This window comes from Achromobacter arsenitoxydans SY8 (assembly GCF_000236785.1).
Lineage (GTDB): Bacteria > Pseudomonadota > Gammaproteobacteria > Burkholderiales > Burkholderiaceae_B > Achromobacter > Achromobacter arsenitoxydans.
Window position 1 is genome coordinate 34,121 of the sequence record NZ_AGUF01000087.1, and the last position, 22,947, is coordinate 57,067.

The window sequence follows — 22,947 nt, forward strand, 5'->3', positions numbered from 1 at the left end:
CTGACTCTGAAAGCGATGCTCACCAAAGAGGAACGCGGCGCCTGCTGCGCCGCGTGCCGCTTACGATTTCTGGCCGGCGGCCTTGTCCTGCTGGGCAGGCTCGGCCGGCTTGGCGCCGGGCTGCGGGGCGGGTTCGGCGGGCTTGGCGCCAGGCTGCGCCGCGGGCGCGCCGCCCTGCGCGGGCTTGCCGCCGTTCTTCCATTCGCTGACCTGCACCGGCGCGCCGGGGCGGATCTTCTGGAAACCTTCCACGACGACGACGTCGCCCGCCTTCAGGCCGCTGGTAATCAGCCAGTTATTGTTGATGGCGCTGCCGGTGGTGACGGGCAGTTGCTCGATCTTGTTGTCCCGCACCAGCATCAGGCTCTGCTTGCCGTCGGCCGTGCGCTGCAGCGCCTGCTGCGGCACCATGAGAGCGCTGTCGTCCACGCCCTGCTCCAGCCGGACTCGCACGTACATGCCGGGCAGCAGGATGTAGTCGGGATTGGGCACTTCGGCGCGCAGATTCACCTGGCCCGTGGACGGATCCACGGTGATGCCGGTGAACAGCAGCTTGGCGGGATGCTCGTATTCCGAGCCGTCTTCCAGCACCACGGTGGCGCGCGCGGCGTCCTTGCCCACCTGCTGCAGCCTGCCGCTGGCGAAGGCGCGGCGCAGCGCGGCCAGGTCGGCCGTGGACTGGGTGAAGTCGACGTAGATCGGGTCCAGCTGCTGCACCGTGGCCATCTGCGTGGCGGACGTGGATTCGACCAGCGCGCCCTCGGTGACCAGGGGCTTGCCGATACGCCCGGTGATGGGCGAGGTGACGTCGGTGTAGCCCAGATTGATGGCTGCGTTGTCCTGGGCGGCCTTGGCCGCGGCGACCGTGGCGTCGGCCTGGCGGTACGACGCCACGGCGTTGTCGTATTCCTGCTTGCTGACGGCGTTGGCCTTGACCAGCGGGGCGTAGCGGTCGGCCAGCAGCTTGGCGCTGAACAGGTTGGCCTGCGCCTGCTTCAGTTGCGCCGTCGCCTGATCGTAGGCGGCCTTGTAAGGCGCCGGATCAATCTTGAACAGCAGCTGGTTTTCCTTGACGTCGCCGCCTTGCTCGAAGGTGATGCGCTGGACGATGCCGGTGACCCGCGAGCGGATCTGGGCGTCTCGCACGGCGTCTACGCGGCCCGGCAATTCAGCAACGATGGGCGCACGCTGCGGCTGCACGGTGATGACGCTGACCTGCGGCATGCCGGGATTCATTTGCGGTCTTTCACCACATCCCGCCAACAACAGCGCGAGGACGCCACCGGAAACTGCCAGACCCGAAATACGTTTAGGCGAAAACCGCATTGAAACCCCCGCGTAGCGTAATGAACCGCGTCATGAAATCGCGCCAGGCCGCCACGGCCTTCCGAAAGCGCCAGCAAGGCGCTTTCAGAATATAACCATGCGTCACCGACGATACGTGAACAGCCCAATAATGTAACTCAGATATTGGGGAAATCACGTACTTTCATAAGGTTTCGAGGAACTTTTGGGGATGCTTCCGCAACACTTTTACGCGCTGCTACATTCGCGAAGATTGCCCAGGAACGCATAGCCTATGCCATGCACGGTATGCAGGGGCAGGCGCGCGCCCGCCTTGCGCACCTTGCCGCGCAGACGGCAGATGGCGACGTTCAGCGAGCGCATGTTGAGTCCGCTGCGGATGGCCTTGAATTCTTCGCGCACCAGTTCGCGCCGCGGATTACGCACCAGGCAGGAGAAACAGGCGCGTTCGATCTCGGTGAGATCAAGGCGCGCGCCGTTGGGCATTTGCAGCGTCCAGCCCCAGTAGAGCAGGCTCCACCAGCCATCAATGGGCTCCGCGCCGGGCGCTGCCAGCGCGTTGCGCTGGTGACGGGAAGGAGCAAGGGACGCCCGGGCGGGAAGATCGCGAACATTCACGGGAGATCTCCTACGGGACGGCGCTGGGCAAGGCGGGCTTGCCGGCCGGTCCCGGTCAAGGTTGCAGGATGTCCCAGAAGACTACCGCCCGCGAACGGGCCCCAGGGTTGACCTGACACATTTATCAGACCAATCCGAGATCTGCCGCGCGACCGCCGCATACCGGGCCGTCGCGCCCGCCAGGGCAGCTAGGAGTGCTTGCTGCCGTTGCGGTGGATATCGTGCGTGACGAAGCAGCTGTCCTGCGTGGGACGCGCCAGGATGCCCGGCTTCTGCAGGGTGTGGCGGATATCCGCCAGGCCTGATTCCCAGTGCTCCCGCATGGCCTCGGTGCCGAATTCGTAGTCCTTGGAGTAGCGCTCCAGGTGCTTGGATTCGTAGATGAGGTTGATGATGTTGGTGGCCGGGGTGTGGGACAGCTTGCGGATGTCCGCGAGGTCCGGCGCGTTGCGCTCGGCTTCGGGCAGCCGCTGGAGCAGGCGCTGCAGGCCATGGCGCAGCTTGAGCACGCGGCGCAACTGGTCCGTGACCAGGCGGGTCCGGCTGGAATACTGGATGTCCTTTTGCCGTTCGGCGACTTCTTCCAGCGACGTGGGCAGGCCGCCCCGCGCGGGCCAGAGGTCCACCTGGAAGGCCAGCGTGTCGCGCATGGTGTCGGTGGTCAGCACTTGCGCGAGCGGCGTGTTGGACACGACGCCGCCATCCCAGTAGTGCTCGCCGTCGATCTCCACCGACGGGAACCCGGGCGGCAACGCGCCCGAGGCCATGATGTGCTCCGGCCCGAGGGTGTCGTGCAGGCTGTCGAAATAGGCGAAGTTGCCCGTGCGCACATTGACGACGCCGAAGCTGGCCCGAACCGCGCCGCTATTGAGCAGATCGAAGTCCACGAACTTGCGCAGAGTCGCGGCCAGGGGCGTGGTGTCGTAAAAGCTGGTGGAGGCCGCCCCGTGCCCGTGGACCATATACGGCGGCGGCACGCGCGGCTTAAAAAAGCCCGGCTGGCCGGCGAACAGCGCCTGCATTGCCGACAGCTGCCCGTTCATGGCGGGCGAACCGAAGCCGTAGGGAATGCCTTCGAACAAACCGGCCAGCGATTCGCCCCAGGGCACCGAGGCGAATCCGGCCGGCCGGCAGATGCTTTCCCAGAAGCCGCGCAGGCGGTCCACCCGCTCGTCTTCCGGAGAGCCCGCGATAATGGCGGCGTTGATGGAGCCGATGGAGATGCCCGAGATCCAGTTGGGCCGGATCCCGGCCTCGTGCAGGCCCTGGTACACCCCCGCCTGGTAGGACCCAAGCGCCCCGCCGCCCTGCAGCACGAGCGCGACGGTGTCGTAGGCCGGCGTGTCGCCGGTATCTTCGGCCAGGGCGTTGCGGCGCGTGGTCATGCGGGCGCCTCTAGGGCTTGCTCTTGTCCGGCAGTTGCGGGGCGGCGACGCCGGCCCGGAACGGATACTTGGCGAAGACTTCGGCGACCACCTTGTCCACGTTTTGCGGCGAGCCCGCCGCTTCGGGACTCTGCACTTCCCCGACCGCAACGCCCTCCCAGACCAGTTGCCGGCGGCGGGCGTCGACCAGGTCGATGTTCAGGGTGCCCTCGGTGTATTGGTACACGTCGTCGCCCCAGCCGTAGCCAGGCCAGCCGCCGTAGAAGCCCGTGCGGTAGCCGTAGTACGGCCCCATGGGCGCGGGCGCAGGCATGACCTCGGTTTTTTGCTGGAGCTTGGCGCCGAAATTGACCAGCAGGTCGGGATTGGATGCGCTGTACGTGTAGCCGCGCATTTCCATCTGGCCGCGCGTCGCGCTCTTGAGCCGCTCGGTGAGCAGGCTGCTGTATCCGGCCTTGTCGGTGCCCAGCGGATTCATGTAGCCGAAGGTCCGGTACTGCGCGAAATCGGCCTGGTGATCGTAATCGCCCTTGACCGTCGGGCCCGACGCGCAGGCCGCAAGCAATGCCGTCATGGAACCCGCCGTCAGCAATTTCAACGCATTCATGTCGATCTCCGTGAGTTCTGGCCGTGAACATAGTGCCGCGAAGCTCTCAAAGTTTCAACAGAATCTCATTCGCAACCGCAAATCGCGGCTGCCGACGGACCGCCGGCAGGCCGCCGGTCCATTACACTTCGTCCTGCCCACCGCAACTGAAGACACCTTTACGGCAATGCTAGAACTCGACGGCTCAATCTGGTTTCGTTCCGGCGCCCAGACCTGGGGCGGAAAGAATCGCATCGAACTGCTGGCGCAGATCGACGCCACCGGCTCCATCACGGCGGCGGCACGCGCCGTGGGCATGAGCTACAAGGGCGCCTGGGACGCCATCGACGCGATGAACAACCTGGCCGGCGAACCCCTGGTGCTGCGGGCGGTCGGCGGCAAGGGCGGCGGCGGCACGCAGCTTACCGACCGGGCGCGCCGCCTGATCGCGACCTTCCGGGCGCTTGAAATCGAGCATCGGAAATTCATGGAAAACCTGTCGCGCGCCGGACTGGACGCCAGCGGCGATATCGACCTGATGAGGCGATTCATGCTTAAGACCAGCGCGCGCAACAAATTCCTTGGCACTGTCATCGGCATCAACCAAGGCGCCGTCAACGACGAAGTCCTGCTGCGGATCGCGGGCGGCCACACCGTCACGGCCACCATCACCCGCGAAAGCACCAAGGAACTCGGTCTGCAGGTGGGCAAGGAAGCCATCGCGCTGGTGAAGGCGTCCGCGGTAATCGTAGGCGCGCCCGGCCCCGGCCTGCGGCTGTCCGCGCGCAACCAGCTCAAGGGCAAGATCACCGACGTGCGCCCGGGCGCGGTCAACAGCGAAATCCTGATCGAAATGGACGGCGGCGCCACCATGGCGGCCATCGTCACGAATGAAAGCGCCGCGGACCTGAACCTGGGCGTCGGCGCGGAAGCCGTGGCCATCTTCAAGGCCTCCAGCGTAATCCTGGGCGTGCTGGACTAGGCCTGCCTTTCCGGGCTGGCCGTCAGAGGCCGACGTCGTCGTCGCGGCGGCCCACCCTGCCCTCGCGCACTTCGAAGACTTCGTCGGCCAGCGCCTCGACGTCCGCAGGATCGTGCGTGATCAGCAGCATGGGCACGTCCAGTTGCCGCTGCAGGGCATTGAGCTCCTGGCGCATCTTTCCGCGCAACTGCGAATCCAGCGCCGAAAACGGCTCGTCAAGCAACAGGATGTCGGGCTGCAGCATCAGCGCGCGCGCCAGCGCCACACGCTGTTTCTGGCCGCCCGAGATCTCGTTGGGATAGCTGCCCACGATGGAACCCAATTCAAACGCGTCTACCCAGCGACGGGCCTCAGGCCCGACCTCGCGCCGGGGCGGATTCAGCCAGCCGCGGCGCAGGCCGAAGGAAATGTTCTGCGCCACCGTCAGGTGCGGAAACAGCGCATAGTCCTGGAACAGGTACGCCACCCGGCGCGACTGCGTGGGCAGGCAGATGCCGGCCTGGCTGTCGAACAACACGCGGCCGTTGATCTCGATGCGCCCCGCGTCCGGGCGCAGCAGGCCGGCCACGGCGCGCAGGGTCAGGCTCTTGCCCGCCCCCGACGGGCCGAACAGCGCGATGCGCTTGGCGGTCGAGGTGAACGCCACGTCCAGATCGAACTGGCGGTCGCCCGACACCATGCGCTTGCGGACCTGGATGCCGACGCTCATCGCCCGCCTCCGTTGCGTTGGCCCGCGCCGATCGGCACCAGCTTGCCCGCGACCAGCAACACCACGACGCAGGTCACGGACGTGACCAGCACCAGCATGTTGGCGGTGGCGTCGTCGCCCGCCTGCACGGCTTCGTAGATGGCGACCGACAGGGTCTGCGTGCGGCCCGGCAGGTTGCCGGCGATCATCAGGGTGGCGCCGAATTCGCCCAGCGCCCGCGCGAACGCCAGCAGCACGCCGGCGGCGATGCCGCGGGCGGCCAGCGGCAGGGTCACGCGGAAAAACACGCCGGCTTCGCGCACGCCCAGGACGCGCGCCGCATTTTCAAGCTGGCTGTCCACGTTTTCGAACGCGGCCCGCGCGGACTTGAACACCAGCGGAAAAGCCACCACGGACGCCGCGATCACGGCGCCCTGCCAGGTGAAGACCAGCTCGATGCCCCACCCCGCCAGCGTTTCGCCGATGATGCCGCGCCGCCCCAGCAGCACCAGCAGGTAGTAGCCCAGCACAGTGGGCGGCAGCACCAGCGGCAGCGTCAGGATGGCGTCCAGCAGATCGCGGCCCGGCCAGCGCCAGCGGGACAGGCCATAGGCCGCCGCCGTACCGGCGATAGCCGCCATTAACGTGGCCCAGCCCGCCACTTTCAGGGAAAGCAGCAGGGGGACCCAGACCGGATCACTCATTAATGCCTACGATTCAAAACGGCAACTCAGGGCTTCTGGAACCCGTAGCGCGACAGGATTTCCTGGCCGGCGGGCGACAGCACGTAGGCGACGAAGCTCTCGGCTTCCTTGGCCGCCGCTTCGCGCGTGGTCACCGCAATCGGATAGGTCACCGGCGTTTGCGACGGCACGCGGACGGCCACCTTGACCTTGTCGGGCATGATAGCCGCGTCGGTCGCGAACACGAAGCCGGCGTCCACTTCGCCGCGCGACACGTAGTCCAGGCTCTGGCGCACGTTCTGGGCCAGCACGCTCTTGGCCTGCACGGCGTCCCACAGGCCGGCGGCCTCTAGCGCGGCCTGCGTATAGCGGCCCACGGGAACGGAGGCCGGATTGCCGTAGGCGATGCGCTTGACATCCGCGCGCGTCAGGTCCTTCAGGGCATTGATGCCGGCCTTGCTGTCCGTGGGCACGATCAGCACGATCTGGTTGGCGGCGAAGTCCACGCGCGACGCCGGCTTGACGGCCTTTTCCGCGACCGCCTTGTCCATTGCCTTCTGGTCGGCCGAGGCGAAGACGTCGGCGGGCGCGCCCTTCACGATCTGCTGCAGCAGCACGTCCGACGCGCCGAAGTTCAGGATCACCTTGGTGCCGGCGTGCGCCTTCTCGTAGCCCTGCGCCACTTCCTTGAAGGCGTTCGTCAGGCTGGCGGCGGCGGACACCACCAGTTCCCCGGCGTGGGCGCCGGCGCCCCATGCGGCGGCGAGCGCCAGGGACAGCGCCATGATCGGGCGTTTGTAGGACATGCTCTTCTCCTGAGGGAAACCACAGATTCGGTAACGAAATATATAGAGGTATATAGCGCTAGTCAATTTGGCGGTTCGAAGGCGAATTGCGAAAAATCAATGGGAATTTCGGCGCGGGCGTCAGCCGCGCGCGACCGTGGTGACGTGGACGGATTCGGGCGCCAGCGCCGACTGCAGGAAGTCCAGCGCCAATTCGGGCTGCGCCGCGCCGCACATGAAGATGTCCAGCGCCGCGAACCGGTGCTCCGGCCAGGAATGGATGCTGATGTGGGACTCGCTGAGCATGATGACGCCCGTCACCCCGGCGCCCTCGCCGAAGCGATGGAAGTGGGCGCTGAGCACCCGCGCGCCGGCGGCGCGCGCCGCCGCGGTCATCTGTTCCTCAAGCGCCTGGACGTCGGTCAGCAGGTCGGCCGCCACGCCGCGAAAGTCCGCCAGCAGGTGGCGGCCGGGTGTTGCATGCACGGTCACTTGTGGGATCCGCCCGACGACCAGCCCGATCCGCCGGAATAGCTGCTGCCCCAGCTGCTACTGCTGCTACTGCCGCCGCTGACGATGCGCGACCCCGGCGAGCTCGCCCCCGTGGTGGCCAACACGACCACCAGCGCGTAGATCGCATACAAGATCTTGCCCTTCATGCTATTCGTCCTCGCCTGAAAGCTTGTCGGCCAGCAGGGCCGGCAGCCAGAGAAACGCCATGCCGATCACGGCAGGAATGAAGCGGCCCTCGAAGATGTTGTCGAAATTCAGGAAAACCAAGGCGATCAGCGCGGCCTTGGCCCATTTGCGGTAGCCGCCGGGCTTGTCGCCGGCGGGCATCGCCCGCTGCTTGCTCAGTTCGGGCCTGTCGAACCATTGGGCCAACTGTGTCGGCGACACCGGCACGGCGGCCGACCAGCCGAGTTCGGTCTCGCCCAGCTCGCGCGTCAGCTTCAGCGTGCCGACCTTGTAATCGGTGATCCGGGTGCTGTCGCCGGCCTTGACGCGCCAGTTGAACGCGCCCAGCGCCACGTCCACGCGCGAGGTGTAGTCGTACAGCTTCTGGTACAGCCGGTTGCGCCAGCGCACGCTGGTGGCGTTGTTGTGGCTGGGCCAGGTGTCGCAGACCTGCACGCGCTCCCAGCCCTCGTCGGTTTCCACCAGCCACACAAATCCCTTGACCGGATTGAACAGCAGGTACTCGATCCAGCTGGACGGTTCCTCGGGGTCGGGGTCGGCGCATTTCATCAGGCCGATCAGCGTGTAGCTGACGCCTTCCATCTTGGCCACCGCGCCCAGCGCCAGGGTGGTCCTGATCTTCTGCACCTTGCGCGCCTTTTCGATGACCTCGGCCGTGGGGCCGGAGCAATCGACCGCCGACGCGCACGACGGGCAGACCACGTGCGTGGCCATCGCGGCCACGAAGGATATCGGGGCGCCGCAATTGGGGCAGTCCAGGGCCTTGATCTGGCCGCGGAAGCGCCCGGCGGTCTCTTCGACCTGTTCGGGCGTGCGCAGCGAGCCGGCCTGCATCGCGGACAGGTCGAAGGCCTTGCCGATATAAAGCTCGGGCTGCGGGCCATCGGAAAAATCCAGCGTCAGGAAGGCGTCCAGGCTGCGGTAGTCCGCCACCCTGGCCTGCCAGCCGTCGCCCGGCACGAACGGCAGTTCGCCCTGCGCCCCGCCGGCCTGGCAGGCGCGCACGTCGGACGCCACGAAGCGCTGGCCGTCCAGTTTCAGTTCATCGCCCGGCGCAATGTCTTCGAAGGCTGGCATGCCCTGCGTGGTCTTGACCTTGCGGCGCCGGGTCACGGCGTACTGGCCCGAGGCGTCGGACAGCCAGCCATCGGAGCCGTCTTCGAACCACAGGTACCACTCGTTCCAGAAGCCCTCGTCAAAGCGCAGCTGGATGCGGCCGATGACGTCGAAACGCTTGCCGTCAAAGGCGCCCGCGGCGCCCAGGCACAGCGGCGAATAGTCCTCCAGGACTTCCGCCGCCTCGCCGATGCGCCGGACCGATTCCGCGTCCTTGAGCAAGGTGCTGCGGCAGGCGCCGCAAACCGCCATCACCGACGCCGCGGACGTGAACTTGACTGGAGCGCCGCACTGCGGACACAGAACCTGCTGCATGGGGCCTTGTTAGCTGGTGAGTTTCTTCAGCACTTCGGCCTTGGCCGAATCGTAGTCCGCCGGGGTGATCAGGCCCTTGTCCAGCAGGTCCTTCAATTGCTGCAGGCGCTGGACGGGGTCCGCCTGCGCGCCCGCCGCGGGCTGCGCCGGCTGGGCAGGCTGCTGCGGCTGCCCCTGCGCCGCCACGCCCAGTCCCTGCGCCATGGTCTGGCCCAGGGCCGCGCCCGCAGCCAGGCCCGCGCCGATGCCGGCGATGCCGCCCTCGTTCTGGGCCGCCAGCGGAATCGACGTGGCGGTCTGGTACTGGGTGAACTTGCCCAGGTCGCCCGCCATGCCCATGGAGATCCGGGTATCCAGCGCCTTCTGCAGCTCTTCCGGCAGCGACACGTTTTCAACCGTGAAGTTGTCCAGCTTGACGCCGTAGCGGTCGAACACCGGCGCGAGCTGCTCGGCGATGCTCTGCGACATCAGACCCTGGTTGCCAGCGATGTCCAGGAACGGCACCTTGGCGCTGCCCAGCGCGGTGGTCATGGCCGCGACCACCATGTTGCGCAGCTGCGCCTCAAGGTCGTCCACCGTGTACTCGTCGCGCGTGCCGCTGATTTCGCGGTAGAACTTGGCGGGGTCGGAGATCTGGTACGAATACACGCCGAAGGCGCGCAGGCGCACCATGCCGAATTCGCTGTCGCGCAGCGTCACCGGCTGGGCCGTGCCCCAGCGCCGGCCCAATTGCAGGCGCGTGCTGAAGAAGATGACGTCCGACTTGAAGGGCGACTCGAACAGCTTGTCCCAGTTCTTCAGGTAAGTCAGGATCGGCAGCGTCTGCGTGGTCAGCTTGTACATGCCGGGGCCGAACACGTCGGCCACCTTGCCTTCGTTGACGAACACCGCCATCTGCGATTCGCGCACGGTCAGGCTGGCGCCGTACTGGATTTCGAAATCCTGCATCGGATGGCGCCAGGCGAGCACGCCGTCGCGATCCTCGTTCCATTGCAGGATGTCGATGAACTGCTTGCGGATGAATGAACCGAGACTCATGGAAAGTCCTCCTGTGACGGATCGGATTGCGCGGGTCAGGTCAGGCAGGCGGCGTTGACGATGCCGGCCGCCAGGGAAATCGCCCCGATCAGGCCGCCCATGGCGATGTTGTTTTCGGCGATGGCGTCGTTCATGCCCCTTATGGCCCTGGTCACGACGATGTAAACGACGATCTGCACCGCCATCGCCGCCACGCCCCACACCAGGAACATGACGAAGCTGGCATGGACCGCGATGCTGGAGCACAGGGTGAGGCTGAAGCCCACCAGCGCGCCGCCATAGGACATGGCCGCGGCGATATTGCCTTCGCGGATGAGGTCGAATTCCTTGTAGTGCGTGACGGCCGTATAGACCATCGTGAATACGCCCAGCATGACGAGCGCCGAAACGATGTAGATCAGATAGGTCACCGCCGGATGCATTGCTTCTCCCATTGCCAGCCTCCCAATTGCGCGCAGTATATACGTCGCGTTCGATATACTGCGAACGCATTTTTCGTGTCGGACACCTCATGCGCGACCGCGTTCTCATTCTTTCGGTATTGATCGTCGCCTCCTGCGGGCTGGGCTACGAGCTCATCAGCAGCGCGCTGGCCAGCTATCTGCTGGGGGATTCGATACTGCAATTCTCGTCGGTCATCGGCTGCTACCTGTTCGCCATGGGCATCGGGTCGTGGTTGTCAAAATATGTAAAAGACGAAGACGTCCTGGACCGCTTCATCGACGTCGAACTGCTGGTTGCGCTGCTGGGCGGGGTATCCGCGGCTGTCCTGTTCCTGGTGTTTGCGTGGCTGGCCGCCCCGTTCCGCGCCGCCCTGTATGTGGGCGTGTTCGTCATCGGCCTGATGGTCGGCATGGAAATCCCGCTGGTGATGCGCGTGTTCAACCAGCGCAAGGCCGAGTTCCGCGAAATCGTCAGCCGCGTGCTGACCTTCGACTACCTGGGCGCGCTGGCGGTGTCGCTGGTGTTCCCGCTGCTGCTGGCGCCCAAGCTCGGCCTGCTGCGCACCAGCTTTCTGTTCGGCATCCTGAACGCCAGCGTGGCGCTGTGGACCACCTGGCTGTTCCGCGCCGAAGTGCGCCGCCCCGGTGAAAAGACCGTGCGGGCGGGCGTGGTGATCGGCCTGCTGGGCCTGGGCTTCATCTATTCCGGCAGCATGACGGCCTGGGCCGAGAAAGGCCTGTATGGCGACGACGTGATCCATGCCGAGACCACCCAGTACCAGCGCCTGGCCGTGACGCGCTGGCACGACGACCTGCGCCTGTACATCAACGGCAACCTGCAGTTCTCGTCGCGCGACGAGCACCGCTATCACGAGTCGCTGGTGCATCCCGGCCTGCTTGCCCTGCCCTGGGCGCGCAACGTGCTGGTGCTGGGCGGCGGCGACGGCCTGGCCGTGCGCGAGATCCTCAAGCACAAGCACGTGGAACACGTCACGCTGGTGGATCTGGACCCCGCCATGACCAACCTGTTCTCGCGTTCCGAGCCCCTGGTCAAGCTGAACGAAGGCTCGCTCAAGGACCCGCGCGTCACCGTCATCAACGACGACGCGGGCCGCTGGCTGGAAACGCATGCCGAGGTCTATGACTTCATTGTGGTGGACTTCCCCGATCCGTCCAACTTCGGCCTGGGCCGGCTGTATTCGGTGCCGGTGTATCACCTGATGGCGCGCCACCTGGCCGAAAACGGCTACATGGTCGTGCAGTCCACCTCGCCGTACTTTGCGCCGCGCTCCTTCTGGAGCGTGGACGCCACCCTGAAAGAGGCGGGCCTGAACACCTGGCCGTACCACGCCTACGTGCCGTCGTTCGGCGACTGGGGCTTCATCCTGGCCAGCAAGCGGCGCGACTACACGCCGCCCGACACGGTCACCGTGGCCACCCGCTACCTGGACCCCGTCACCCTGCGCGAGCTGTTCCATTTCCCCGCCGACATGCCGGCGCTGGCCATGCCGCCGAACCGCCTGAACGAACAATCGCTCGTGCGCTACTTCGACGAGGACTGGCGCAAGGTCATCCGCTGATGCGGCGCCGCAGTTTCCTGCTGGGCGCGGGCACGGCGGCAGTGGCGGGCGCCGCGGGCTATTACCGGTCGCGCATCGTCGAGACCACGCCGGACGTCCGCTACCCGGGCATGCAGGCGGGCCACGCGCTGCGCGACGGCGCCGCCCTGCCGCAACCGTCGGCCACCCGCCAGCACCAGGTGGCGATCCTGGGCGCCGGCGTCGCCGGCCTGTCCTGCGCCTGGAAGCTGGCGCGCGAAGGGTTCACGGATTTCGTCGTCGTGCAGGGCCCGGAATTCGCCGGCAACGCAGCGTCGGGGCAGCGCGACGGCCTGGACTATCCGCTGGGCGCGCACTATCTGCCCCTGCCGTCGCTGGCGTCCGCGCACGTGCGCGACATGCTGGCGGAGTTCGGCATCATCGAGCGCGGCGCGGGCGATGCCAGACCCTACTACGACGAGACCGTGCTGGTGCATTCTCCGCAGGAGCGGCTGCTGCGCAACGGACAGTGGGAAGAAGGCCTGCTGCCCATGACGGGCGTGTCCGACGCGGACGCCGCGCAGCACCGGAAATTCCTGGCGCGGATCGAGACCCTGCGCACCCAGGTTGGCGCCGACGGCCGCAAGCTGTTCTGCATCCCGATCGCGCTGTCGTCGCAGGACCCCGCCTGGCGCGCGCTGGACGCGATCACGTTCAAGCAATGGCTGGAACGCGAAGGGTACACGTCCGCCGCGCTGCACTGGTACCTGAACTACTGCTGCCGCGACGACTACGGCGCGGAGTACGACGTGGTGTCGGCATGGGCCGGCCTGCATTACTTCGCCAGCCGCGATGGCCACGCGGCGAACGCCGGCGAAGGCGCGGTGCTGACCTGGCCCGGCGGCCTGGCGGTGCTGGCGCAGCGCATGCGGGAATCCATCACGCGCAGGCTGGGCCACGCCGGCTGGCTGCTGCCCGGCGCCGCGGCCAGGCTGCGGGAGGCGCCGGCCGGTCCGCAGGTCACGTGCCTGCAGTCCGGACCGGATGGCGCCGCCAGCGCCTATGTCCTGCAGACCCGCCGCACGGTCTGCGCCATGCCGCTGTTCGTGGCGCAGCGCATCCTGCCCGACATCCGCGCGTATGGGTACGACCCGCATACGCACGCGTCCGCGCATGCGCCGTGGATGGTGTCGAACTTCGTCCTGGACGGCTACCCGGCCGAGGCGCCCGGCGAACCCCTGTCCTGGGACAACGTCGTCTACCAGGGCCAGGCCCTGGGCTACGTCGTCTCCACGCACCAGCTCCTGCGCGTGGCGCGCTCGCCGCGCAGCGTCTTCACGGCCTACCACGCGCTCAGCCGCCAGACGCCCCAGGCTGCGCGCGAATGGCTCACCCGGGCCAGCCCGCAGGACTTGCGCGACGCCGCCGCAGCTGACCTGGTCGCGGCCTACGGCAAGGAATTCTGGCGGCATGCACGCCAGCTGGAGATCACGGTGCGCGGCCATGCCATGGCCTCGCCGCTGTGCGGCTACCTGTCCAACCCGGGCCTGGCCGCGCTGCGCGCGGTGGACGGTCCCGTGCTGTTTGCGCACGCCGACCTGTCGGGCTATTCGGTGTTCGAGGAAGCCGCGTGGTGGGGCGTGACGGCGGCCGAGCGGATCCTGGGGCGCCAGCCCGCGCACGGCTGAGCCTGGCCCGCGCCCAAGTCCATAGTCCGACCGCCCATCAGCCGGCGGCTGCAATACAATCCGTCGTCCCCCGGCCCGCGGCCGCGCGGGGCGCGGCGATCCGCTACGGCCTGGTCAGCAATGGCCTGCCGCCAGGCGGTTCTTCCAGACCGGATACAGCGAAAAAAAGATATGGGAAAACAGGTCATTGTGCTGGGCGCGGGCATGGTCGGCGTCTGCTGCGCGCTGGAATTGCAGCGCCGGGGCATGTCGGTCCAGCTTGTCGACCGGCGGGAACCGGGCATGGAAACCTCGATGGGCAATGCCGGCGTCCTGGCCCGCAGTTCGCTGATGCCCTTCAACCATCCCGGCCTGTGGAGCCAACTGCCCCGCCTGCTGAAGAACGACACCGTCCAGTTCCGGTATCGCTGGCAGTACCTTGCGCGCAACCTGGGCTGGGCGGCGCGCTTCCTGCTGAGCGCGCGGCCAGCCGTGTTCCAGGAGACCGCTGAGGCGCTGGACGGCCTGATCCGGCTGTCCGCGCCCGAGCACCTGCGGCTGATGGACGCCAGCGGCGCGCGGCGCCGGCTGCGCGATACCGGCTGGATCTTCCTGTACCGCACGCAAGCCGCCTGGGATTCGGGCGCGCTGGCGCGGCGCGCCTTTGCGCAGTACGAAGTTCCCACCCAGGAACTGAGCCCCGCCGAACTCGCGGCCCTGGAACCCGCACTGTCGCCGATCTTCCATCGCGCGCTCTGGATCCAGGGTTCGTATTCGGTCGATGACCCGCACGAAGTCGTGGCCGCCTATGCCGAGCTCTTTCGCCGCCAGGGCGGCGAGTTCCGGCGCCTTACGGCCGGCAGCATCCGCCGCGATGGCCAGGGCTGGACAGTGCAGGGTTTGGAAGGATCCGGATCGCTGACGGCGGACCGGCTGGTGGTCGCCCTGGGCCCCTGGTCGAAAGACATCCTGAAGTCGGTTGGCATCAGCCTGCCGATGGCGTTCGAACGCGGCTACCACATGCATTACAGCGGTCGGGATGGCGCCAGTGTCACCCGCCCCGTGTATGACACCGGCGGCGGCTATGTGCTGTCGCCCATGGCGCGCGGGCTGCGCCTGTCCACGGGCGTAGAACTGGACGCCTGCGATGCGCCCGCGCGAACGGACCAGCTGGACCTGGCGGAGGCCCGCGCACGCGAGGCCTTCCCCCTGGACAAGCGGCTGGACCCGGCCGCCTGGCTGGGCCGCCGCCCCACCCTGCCGGACAGCCGGCCGATGATCGGCGAAGCGCCCCGCCATCCCGGTTTGTGGCTGGCCCTGGGGCACCAGCACATCGGGTTCAGCACGGGGCCGGGCACGGCGAAGATACTGGGAGAGCTGATGGCCGACGGCGGCGGCGCGGCTTCACGCCATTATGCGTTCCGGCCCGGGCGCTTCATCTAGGGCGAAGGGATTCGCCCCGCACTCCTCTACCCCAGCAGCAGCGCGTCGTCCGACAGTTTCTCGCCGCGCACGCGCTCGAACATCGCAAGCAGGTCCGGCACGTCCATGCCGCGGCGCTCGTCGCCCGACACGTCCAGCACGACCTGGCCCTGGTGCAGCATCACGGTGCGGTCGCCGACGTCGAGCGCCTGGCGCATGCTGTGCGTGACCATCATCGTGGTGAGCTGGTTTTCGGCCACGATGCGGGCCGTCAGCTGCAGCACAAAGTCGGCCGTGCGCGGATCGAGCGCGGCGGTGTGCTCGTCCAGCAGCAGGATGCGCGACGGCTGCAGCGCCGCCATCAGCAGGCTGACGGCCTGGCGCTGGCCGCCGGACAACAGGCCGATGCGGTCCGAAAGCCGGCTTTCCAGCCCGAGGCCCAGGGTGGCCAGGCGCTCGCGGAAACCGTCTTTCATGGAGGCCTTGACCGCCCGGCTGAAGCCGCGGCGAGCGCCGCGCATCTGCGCCAGCGCCATGTTCTCTTCGATGGTCAGGTCTTCGCAGGTGCCCGCCATGGGGTCCTGGAACACCCGGGCCACGCGCCCGGCGCGCGCCCAGACCGGCTGGCGGGTGACGTCCACGCCGTTGATGTCGATGCGGCCCGAGTCGACCGGCAGGTCGCCCGAGACGGCGTTCAGGAACGTGGACTTGCCCGCGCCGTTAGAGCCGATCACGGTCACGAACTGGCCCGACGGGATCTCCAGCGACAGCCCGCGCAGGGCGCGGGTTTCAATGGGCGTGCCCGCGTTGAAGGTGATTTTCAGGTCTTTTGCGGACAACATATCAGCGCCCCTTCTTGCCGACCAGGCGGCGCTTGAGCATGGGGATGACCAGGGCGATCGTGACCAGCACCGCGGTGACGAGGTTCAGGTCTTGCGCCTTCAGGCCGATGAAATCGCTATTGAGGGCCAATGCGATGAAGAAACGGTAGACGATGGCGCCGATGATGACGGCCAGCGTGGCCAGCACCAGCTTGCGCGACGGCAGGATGCTTTCGCCGACAATCACGGCCGCCAGGCCGATCACGATGGTGCCAATGCCCATCGAGATGTCCGAGCCGCCCTGCGTCTGCGCGAACAGCGCGCCCGCCAGCGCGACCAGCGCGTTCGACAGCGCCATGCCGCCGAGGATCATGCGGCCGGTGTTGACGCCCTGGGCGCGCGCCATGCGGCCGTTGGAACCGGTGGCGCGCACGGCCAGGCCGGTCTGGGTGGCGAAGAACCAGTCCAGCGCCAGCTTGCACAGGACGACGATGACGATCAGGATCAGCGGCCGGGCGACGTAGTCGGAAATCCATTCCGGCTGCAGGATCGTAAAGACGGTGGGTTCGGTGATCAGCGGCACGTTGGGCTTGCCCATGATGCGCAGGTTGATCGAATACAGGGCGATCATCATCAGGATGCTCGCCAGGAGATCCATGATCTTGAGCTTGACGTTCAGCCAGCCGGTCACCAGCCCCGCGGCGGCGCCGGCGACGGTGGCGATCAGGGTCGCGGAAAACGGATCGGTGCCCGACGCGATCAGCGTCGCACAGACCGCGCCGCCCAGCGGAAAGCTGCCGTCAACGGTCAGGTCGGGGAAGCGCAGCAGACGGAAGGAAATGAACACGCCCAGGGCCACCAGGCTGAAGATCAGCCCGATCTCCAACGCGCCCAACAACGAAAACAATGACATGGGTCAGATCCAATCAGGTAAAGAAACGAGCATATTAAAGAAGTGAAACGCGCAATTTCTTGCGTTCAAGGGTCAGTTTTACCCGAGCTTTCGCAATAAACGTTTCCCGAGCCGCGATTTTCCCTTGATTTCTGCCAAAGCGCAGCCGCGCGGGCAGGCGCCCGCGACAGGCGCGGGACGCGGCGCACCGGGAAAAAAACTCAAGAAAAACCCCGCTCATGCCGCAAGGGCAAGGCGGGGCCGATGGCGGTCGGTATTATTTCACGACCACCGCAGCGGACTTGATGAGCGCGTCGGACAGCGTGACGCCCTGCTTGGCGGCGGCGCCCGGGTTCACGTAGAGCTCGAGCTTCGAGCTGGTTTCCGACGGGATGGCGCCGGGCTTTTCGCCCTTCAGGATGCGCACGACGACCTTGCCCGTCTGCACGCCGAGGTCGCGGTAGTTGATGCCCAGGGCGGCGATACCGCCGCGCTTGACGCTATCGGTGTCCGATGCGATCAGGGGGATCTTGGCGTCGTTGCCGACCTTGACCAGCGATTCGTACGCCGACACGACGTTGTTGTCGGTGTTGGTGTAGATGACGTCGACCTTGCCGATCAGACTGCGCGCGGCCGAGGCCACGTCCACCGAGCGCGGGGCGGCCGCCTCGACCAGGCTCATGCCGGACTTGGGCAGGATTTCCTGGAGTTTCTTGACGACCACGACCGAGTTCGCCTCGCCCGGGTTGTAGACGATGCCCACGCGCTTCGCGTTGGGCACGATCTTCTTGATCAGTTCGACCTGCTTGTCCAGCGCCAGCAGGTCCGACACGCCGGTCACGTTGGTGCCCGACGCGTCCATGCTGGGCACGAGCTGGGCGGCGGCCGGGTCGGTCACGGCGGAATACACCACCGGCACGTCCTTGGTGGCCGCAACGACGGCCTGGGCCGACGGCGTGGCGATCGCGACGATGACGTCGGGACGGTCGCCAACGAACTTGCGCGCGATCTGGGCGGCGGTGCCGTTGTTGCCCTGGGCGCTTTGGTACTGCCACTTCAGGTTCTTGCCCGGCTCGTAGCCGGCTTGCTTGAGGGCGTCCTGCACACCGTCGCGCACGGCGTCCAGCGCCGGGTGCTCAACGATGGCGGTGACCGCCACGGACTTCTGCTGCGCGGCGGCCGGCGCGGCGATAGCCATTGCCAGCGCCATGGCGCCAACCGTCAGAAAATGTTTTTTTCCGATCAGCATATGTAAGCTCCTTGAACCCTTGGTATTGCTTGTTGAATGTGCCGGTGGATTTACGGCCGCGCCGCGGACTTGCCGTCCGTTCAGGCTGCCATAAAGCCGTATAGTCTAACTTGCCGCCTCCCGATTGGAGTTGGGGGGAATCCCTGTAATGGTGCATGCGTACGCACGCATGCCCAACACCAGGGCAGGCAGCGTGAATATACCGAAACGCGCCGGGCAAACGCCGTTCATCCCGTTCCGCACGCCCGTCCGCAGCATCCCGAGGCCAGACATGATCAAACGCGCACTGGGCCGTTCCGGCCTGCAGATCCCCCCGCTCACCTTCGGCGGCAACGTCTTCGGCTGGACCGTCGACCAAGCCGGCACCTTTTCCCTGCTGGACGCCCTGGTCGACGCCGGTCTGAACTTCATCGACACCGCCGACATGTATTCCCGCTGGGTCCCCGGCAACCAGGGCGGAGAATCCGAAACGCTGATCGGGAAATGGCTCAAGCAGTCGGGCAAGCGCGACCGCGTGCTCATCGCGACCAAGGTGGGCATGGAAATGGGCCCGGGCGAAAAGGGATTGGCGCCCGCCTACATCCGCCGCTCGCTGGAAGCGTCGCTGGCCCGCCTGCAGACCGACCATGTGGACCTGTACCAGTCGCACCAGGACGACCCGGACACGCCGCTGACCGACACCCTGGGGGAGTACGCCAAACTTATCGAAGCGGGCAAAGTGCGCGCGATCGGCGCGTCCAACTACACCGCCGTGCGCCTGTCCGAAGCGCTGATTACCAGCGAACGCCACAGCCTGCCGCGCTACGAGAGCATCCAGCCCGAGTACAACCTGTACACGCGCGAACCCTTCGAATCCGGACTGCAAAGCCTGGTCAAGACCCAGCAGATGGGCACGATCAACTACTACGCCTTGGCCAGCGGCTTTCTCAGCGGCAAGTACCGGGGGCCCGGCGACGCCGGCAAGAGCGCGCGCGGCAAGAAGATCGTGGACACCTACCTGAACGACCGCGGCTACCGCATCCTGAAAGCGCTGGACGAGGTGTCCGAGGACGCCGGCTGCACGCCCGCCCAGGCCGCGCTGGCCTGGCAGATCGCGCAACCGGGCATCACCTCGCCCATCGTCAGCGCCACCTCGCTGGCCCAGCTGGACGAACTGGTCAAGGCGGCCAGCCTGACGCTGACGCACGACCAGCTGGCCAAGCTCAGCCTGGCCAGCGAGTGGCGCTGACGCCTCAGTCCAGCGTCACGCCCGAGTCCTTGACCACCTTGGCCCAGCGCTCGACTTCGCTGTCGACGAACTTGCCGAAGTCGGCGCCGGTCAGCGTGGGAACCGCCGAGCCGTTGCCGGCCCAGGTTTCCTTGAGCTTGGGCGTGTTCAGGGCCTTGGTGATTTCCGCGGCCATCTTGTCCACGGCTTCCTTGGGCGTCCCTGCGGGCGCCCAGATCGCGTACCAGGTCGACACGTTGTAGTTGGGCACGCCCGCCTCGGCGGCCGTGGGCACGTCGGGCAACGACTGCGAACGCTCGGTGGCGGCCACGGCCAGCGGCTTGATCGCGCCGGCGCGGATGTGTCCAGAGGACGAGCCCAGGCCGTCGAACGCCAGGTCCACCTGGCCGCCGATCAGCGCCGACAGCATCGGACCCGCGCCCTGGTACGGCACGTCCACCAGCTTGATGCCGGTCTGCATGGCGAAGAGTTCGCCGGCAAGGTGGTGGGTGCTGCCCTTGCCCGCGGTGCCGAAGTTGATTTCGCCGGGACGCTTCTTGGCGTAGGCGATGAACTCCTGCAAGGTCTTGACCGGCAGCTTGCCGGCGTTGATGACCACCACCTGCGGCGGCTGCGCCACCAGGGCCACCGGCACGAAGTCCTTCTGGATGTTGTAGTTCAGGCTCTTGTAGAGGGAAGGCGCCAGCGCATGGTGCGCGCCGCCCATGAAGAAGGTGTAGCCGTCGGGTTTGGCCTTGGCGGCCACGCCGGCGCCCACGGTGCCGCCCGCGCCGCCCTTGTTGTCGATGACCACCGTCTGGCCGAGCTGCGTGGTGAGCTGCGCGGCCAGCGGACGGGCGAACGTATCCGTGCCGCCGCCGGCGGGGAACGGAACGATCAGCGTGATGGGCCGCTCGGGCCATTGCGCGGCGGCAACGCCGCCGAAACCCAGGGCTGCCACGGCGAATACGGCCGCGGCGGTGGTGCGATAGTTCATTTTGTCTCCTCTTGCTGCATCGGTGGACGGCGTCTGATTTTTGACGTCTCGTCTCTGAAATTTTTTTATTGAATGCGGCGGGTAGGGCTGGCGCGTCACTGGCTGGGGATGGGTCTCCTTGAAAAAATGCCGGTCCCGCGGGGACCGGCATGGCGGGCGCTACAGCGCCTTATAGGTTTCGCGCAGCACGTTCTTCTGGACCTTGCCCATGGTGTTGCGCGGCAGCTGGTCAATGATGTGCACGCGCTTGGGCACCTTGAAGTTGGCGATACGCGATTTCAGTTCGGCCTGCATGGCCGACGCATCGAGCGCCACGCCGTCCTTGGGCACCACCACCGCCACCACGGCCTCGCCGAAGTCCGCATGCGGCACGCCGATAACGGCGGATTCCGCGACGCCGGGCATGTCGTCGATCAGGGTTTCGATTTCCTTCGGATAGACGTTGAAGCCGCCCGAGATGATCAGGTCCTTGCTGCGGCCCACGATGGACAGGAAGTCGGCGGGCACGTCGCGCCCGGCGGACTCGCCGCCCCAGCGGCCCACGTCGCCGGTCTTGAACCAGCCGTCTTCGGTGAATTCCTCGCGGGTCTTTTCCGGCATGCGCCAGTAGCCCGAGAACACGTTGGGGCCGCGGACCTGCACGTTGCCGATCTCGCCTGGCGCCAGCGCAATACCGGCGTCGTCCACAACGCGCACCTGCACGCCGGGCAGCGCACGGCCCACCGTGCCGGCCAGGCGTTCGCCCTGCGCGGCTTCGTAGGGATTGGACGTCAGCATGACGGTTTCGCTCATGCCGTAGCGTTCAAGAATGGGGTGGCCGCTGCGCTGCTTGAAGTCCGAGAAGGTCTCGGCCAGCAGGGGTGCGGAACCCGAAATGAAGAGGCGCATCTTGCCGCAGACCTCGCGGTTGAAACGCGGATCGGCCAGGAGGCGCACGTAGTAGGTGGGCACGCCCATCATCACCGTGCTCTGCGGCAGGTAGCGCAGCGCCTGGTCCGCGTCCAGCTTGGGCAGCCAGATCATCCGGGCGCCAGCCAGCAGCGCGCCGTGCGAGGCGACGAACAGGCCATGCACGTGGAAGATCGGCAGCATGTGCAGCAGCACGTCGTCTTCGCGCCAGCCCCAGTATTCGTGCAGCGTGCGGGCGTTGGCCGCCAGGTTGCCGTGCGAGAGCATCGCCCCCTTGCTGCGGCCCGTGGTGCCCGATGTGTACAGGATCGCGGCCAGGTCGTCCGGCTTGCGCTGGACGGTCTTGAAGGTCTGGGCCAGGCCGCCCGCGGCCTCCAGCAGGCTGCCCGTGCGGTCCTCGTCCAGCGTGTAGACGTGCGCGCAGCCGGCCTTGTCGGCGGCGCGCTGCACCCAATCCAGGTTCTTGCTGGCGCAGACCACCACCGACGGTTCGGCGTTGCCCAGGAAGTATTCGATTTCCGACTCGCGGTATGCGGTGTTCAGCGGCAGGTACACCAGGCCGGCGCGCAGCGTGGCCAGGTACAGCAACAGGGCTTCGGGCGATTTTTCCACCTGCACCGCCACGCGCGCGCCCTCGGGCAGCTTCAGCGAGGCCAGCAGATTCGCCAGGCACGCCGTGGCGCGGTCGATGTCGTCCCAGGTGTATTGGAGGTCGGGCGTTTCCAGCGCGACTTTGCTGCGGTCTTTGGGAAAGCCGCCTTGCAGGACAGCATATAGGTTGGCGTTGCTCACCTGTCTAGTCTCCGGAAAAGGAAGGGTCTGCGCCGGCCAGGAAGGCGCGCACGCCCTCTTTGTGGTCCCGGCTTTCGGCATAGGAGAAATAATCCCGATACTCGTCCTCGGTCAAGGCGGCGCCGGTGGCGAGCCTGGCGGACAAGCGCTTATTGATGCGGGCGGCCAACGGGGCGCCCTGGGCGATGCGATCGGCGCTGCGGCGGGCGGCTTCGGCAACCTCGCCGTCGGCGACGATGCGGGTCAGCAGGCCCAGGCCGCGGGCCTCGTCGGCGCCGAACACGCGGCCTTCCAGCAGGATGGCCAGGGTGGCGGCCCGGCCGGCCAGCGCCAGCAGTCCGCGCATTTCATCGGGGGCCATGGGAAAGCCCAGGCGATTGATCGGCACGCCGAAGCGGGCCGATGCGCCGGCGATGCGCAGGTCGCACTGGCAGGCGATTTCCAGCCCGCCGCCCACGCACACGCCTTCTATCTGCGCCACCACGGGCTGCGGGCACTCGGCTACGGCCTGGAGCGCGGGCGCCAGCACTTGGCGGTGATAGTGCTGCACCCCGGCCATGTCGGCACGCTGGGCGGGGAATTCCCGGATGTCGGCGCCGGCCGCGAAATTGCCGCCCTCGCCGCGCACGATGACGCAGCGCACGGCGTCGTCCTGGGCGATGCGCGTGAAGACGTCCTTCAGTTCGCCCCACATGCCCACCGTGATCGCGTTCAGGCGCCCCGGGTGCGAAAGCGTCACCCGGGCCAGATGCCCCTCGCGCTCCAGCAGCACGCGGCCAGCCACGTTCTCCGTCATGTCCCCTGCCCTTA

Annotated in this window: 23 protein-coding genes; 5 read left to right on the top strand and 18 right to left on the bottom strand. The window is 67.0% G+C overall.

The window, feature by feature from the left end:
- Positions 1 to 60: 60 nt before the first annotated feature.
- The 4 genes from KYC_RS26235 to KYC_RS26250 form a co-directional block, all read right to left on the bottom strand.
- Positions 61 to 1,326, bottom strand: a complete 1,266-nt coding sequence (locus tag KYC_RS26235) for an efflux RND transporter periplasmic adaptor subunit (protein WP_043519317.1) — start codon at positions 1,324 to 1,326, stop codon at positions 61 to 63.
- Between the two features lie 207 nt (positions 1,327 to 1,533).
- Positions 1,534 to 1,923 carry a winged helix-turn-helix domain-containing protein gene (locus tag KYC_RS26240; RefSeq protein ID WP_008168241.1) on the bottom strand — a complete coding sequence of 130 codons (390 nt, stop codon included), beginning with the start codon at positions 1,921 to 1,923 and terminating at the stop codon, positions 1,534 to 1,536.
- A gap of 188 nt (positions 1,924 to 2,111) precedes the next feature.
- Positions 2,112 to 3,308 carry a DUF3734 domain-containing protein gene (locus tag KYC_RS26245; protein ID WP_008168243.1) on the bottom strand — a complete coding sequence of 399 codons (1,197 nt, stop codon included), beginning with the start codon at positions 3,306 to 3,308 and terminating at the stop codon, positions 2,112 to 2,114.
- Positions 3,309 to 3,318: 10 nt separating this feature from the next.
- Positions 3,319 to 3,915, bottom strand: coding sequence for a DUF4136 domain-containing protein (locus KYC_RS26250; RefSeq protein ID WP_043519319.1), 597 nt, complete (start codon positions 3,913 to 3,915; stop codon positions 3,319 to 3,321).
- Positions 3,916 to 4,081: 166 nt separating this feature from the next.
- On the opposite strand from KYC_RS26250, the gene KYC_RS26255 reads away from it, so the two are divergent.
- A complete protein-coding gene (locus KYC_RS26255) occupies positions 4,082 to 4,876 on the top strand; it encodes a TOBE domain-containing protein (protein ID WP_043519321.1) in 795 nt (264 codons plus the stop codon).
- A 22-nt stretch (positions 4,877 to 4,898) separates the two neighbouring features.
- On the opposite strand, the gene KYC_RS26260 is transcribed toward KYC_RS26255, so the two are convergent.
- The 8 genes from KYC_RS26260 to KYC_RS26290 form a co-directional block, all read right to left on the bottom strand.
- Entirely contained in the window at positions 4,899 to 5,585 is a 687-nt protein-coding gene (locus KYC_RS26260) for an ATP-binding cassette domain-containing protein (RefSeq protein ID WP_008168247.1), read from the bottom strand.
- Complete coding sequence (gene modB, locus KYC_RS26265) at positions 5,582 to 6,268, bottom strand: molybdate ABC transporter permease subunit (protein ID WP_008168249.1); 687 nt, start codon at positions 6,266 to 6,268, stop codon at positions 5,582 to 5,584. Before modB ends, KYC_RS26260 begins: the two co-directional genes overlap by 4 nt.
- Before the next feature lie 26 nt (positions 6,269 to 6,294).
- Entirely contained in the window at positions 6,295 to 7,053 is a 759-nt protein-coding gene (modA, locus tag KYC_RS26270) for a molybdate ABC transporter substrate-binding protein (RefSeq protein WP_008168250.1), read from the bottom strand.
- A gap of 120 nt (positions 7,054 to 7,173) precedes the next feature.
- Complete coding sequence (gene speD / locus KYC_RS26275; RefSeq protein ID WP_008168251.1) at positions 7,174 to 7,524, bottom strand: adenosylmethionine decarboxylase; 351 nt, start codon at positions 7,522 to 7,524, stop codon at positions 7,174 to 7,176.
- Positions 7,521 to 7,691: a hypothetical protein gene (locus KYC_RS29770; protein WP_008168253.1), complete on the bottom strand. Its 171-nt coding sequence runs from the start codon at positions 7,689 to 7,691 to the stop codon at positions 7,521 to 7,523. Before KYC_RS29770 ends, speD begins: the two co-directional genes overlap by 4 nt.
- Before the next feature lies 1 nt (position 7,692).
- Positions 7,693 to 9,162 (bottom strand): DUF4178 domain-containing protein, encoded by a 1,470-nt coding sequence (locus tag KYC_RS26280; RefSeq protein ID WP_008168255.1) that lies wholly within the window; start codon positions 9,160 to 9,162, stop codon positions 7,693 to 7,695.
- Between the two features lie 9 nt (positions 9,163 to 9,171).
- Positions 9,172 to 10,200, bottom strand: coding sequence for an SPFH domain-containing protein (locus KYC_RS26285; protein WP_008168258.1), 1,029 nt, complete (start codon positions 10,198 to 10,200; stop codon positions 9,172 to 9,174).
- 35 nt (positions 10,201 to 10,235) lie between these two features.
- Positions 10,236 to 10,622 (bottom strand): DUF350 domain-containing protein, encoded by a 387-nt coding sequence (locus KYC_RS26290; protein ID WP_008168260.1) that lies wholly within the window; start codon positions 10,620 to 10,622, stop codon positions 10,236 to 10,238.
- Between the two features lie 89 nt (positions 10,623 to 10,711).
- Between KYC_RS26290 and KYC_RS26295 the strand changes: the two genes are divergently transcribed.
- From KYC_RS26295 to KYC_RS26305, 3 genes are all read left to right on the top strand, one after another.
- Positions 10,712 to 12,223 (top strand): polyamine aminopropyltransferase, encoded by a 1,512-nt coding sequence (locus tag KYC_RS26295; RefSeq protein ID WP_008168262.1) that lies wholly within the window; start codon positions 10,712 to 10,714, stop codon positions 12,221 to 12,223.
- Positions 12,223 to 13,869: an NAD(P)-binding protein gene (locus KYC_RS26300; RefSeq protein WP_008168264.1), complete on the top strand. Its 1,647-nt coding sequence runs from the start codon at positions 12,223 to 12,225 to the stop codon at positions 13,867 to 13,869. The genes KYC_RS26295 and KYC_RS26300 overlap by 1 nt, the downstream gene beginning before the upstream one ends.
- A gap of 171 nt (positions 13,870 to 14,040) precedes the next feature.
- A complete protein-coding gene (locus KYC_RS26305; protein ID WP_008168266.1) occupies positions 14,041 to 15,291 on the top strand; it encodes an NAD(P)/FAD-dependent oxidoreductase in 1,251 nt (416 codons plus the stop codon).
- A gap of 26 nt (positions 15,292 to 15,317) precedes the next feature.
- Here the strand turns inward: KYC_RS26305 and KYC_RS26310 are convergent, their stop codons facing one another.
- The 3 genes from KYC_RS26310 to KYC_RS26320 all read right to left on the bottom strand — a co-directional run bounded on the left by KYC_RS26310 (position 15,318) and on the right by KYC_RS26320 (position 18,232).
- Positions 15,318 to 16,112, bottom strand: a complete 795-nt coding sequence (locus KYC_RS26310) for an ABC transporter ATP-binding protein (RefSeq protein ID WP_008168268.1) — start codon at positions 16,110 to 16,112, stop codon at positions 15,318 to 15,320.
- A 1-nt stretch (position 16,113) separates the two neighbouring features.
- Positions 16,114 to 17,004: an ABC transporter permease gene (locus KYC_RS26315; protein ID WP_008168270.1), complete on the bottom strand. Its 891-nt coding sequence runs from the start codon at positions 17,002 to 17,004 to the stop codon at positions 16,114 to 16,116.
- Between the two features lie 256 nt (positions 17,005 to 17,260).
- Positions 17,261 to 18,232 carry an ABC transporter substrate-binding protein gene (locus KYC_RS26320; RefSeq protein ID WP_008168272.1) on the bottom strand — a complete coding sequence of 324 codons (972 nt, stop codon included), beginning with the start codon at positions 18,230 to 18,232 and terminating at the stop codon, positions 17,261 to 17,263.
- A gap of 271 nt (positions 18,233 to 18,503) precedes the next feature.
- On the opposite strand from KYC_RS26320, the gene KYC_RS26325 reads away from it, so the two are divergent.
- Positions 18,504 to 19,460, top strand: coding sequence for an aldo/keto reductase (locus KYC_RS26325; protein WP_043519358.1), 957 nt, complete (start codon positions 18,504 to 18,506; stop codon positions 19,458 to 19,460).
- 4 nt (positions 19,461 to 19,464) lie between these two features.
- Here KYC_RS26325 and KYC_RS26330 read toward each other — a convergent pair whose 3' ends face one another.
- The 3 genes from KYC_RS26330 to KYC_RS26340 all read right to left on the bottom strand — a co-directional run bounded on the left by KYC_RS26330 (position 19,465) and on the right by KYC_RS26340 (position 22,933).
- Positions 19,465 to 20,436, bottom strand: a complete 972-nt coding sequence (locus KYC_RS26330; protein WP_008168277.1) for a Bug family tripartite tricarboxylate transporter substrate binding protein — start codon at positions 20,434 to 20,436, stop codon at positions 19,465 to 19,467.
- 159 nt (positions 20,437 to 20,595) lie between these two features.
- A complete protein-coding gene (locus tag KYC_RS26335) occupies positions 20,596 to 22,137 on the bottom strand; it encodes a malonate--CoA ligase (RefSeq protein ID WP_008168280.1) in 1,542 nt (513 codons plus the stop codon).
- Positions 22,138 to 22,141: 4 nt separating this feature from the next.
- Positions 22,142 to 22,933: an enoyl-CoA hydratase/isomerase family protein gene (locus KYC_RS26340; RefSeq protein ID WP_008168282.1), complete on the bottom strand. Its 792-nt coding sequence runs from the start codon at positions 22,931 to 22,933 to the stop codon at positions 22,142 to 22,144.
- Positions 22,934 to 22,947 lie beyond the last annotated feature (14 nt).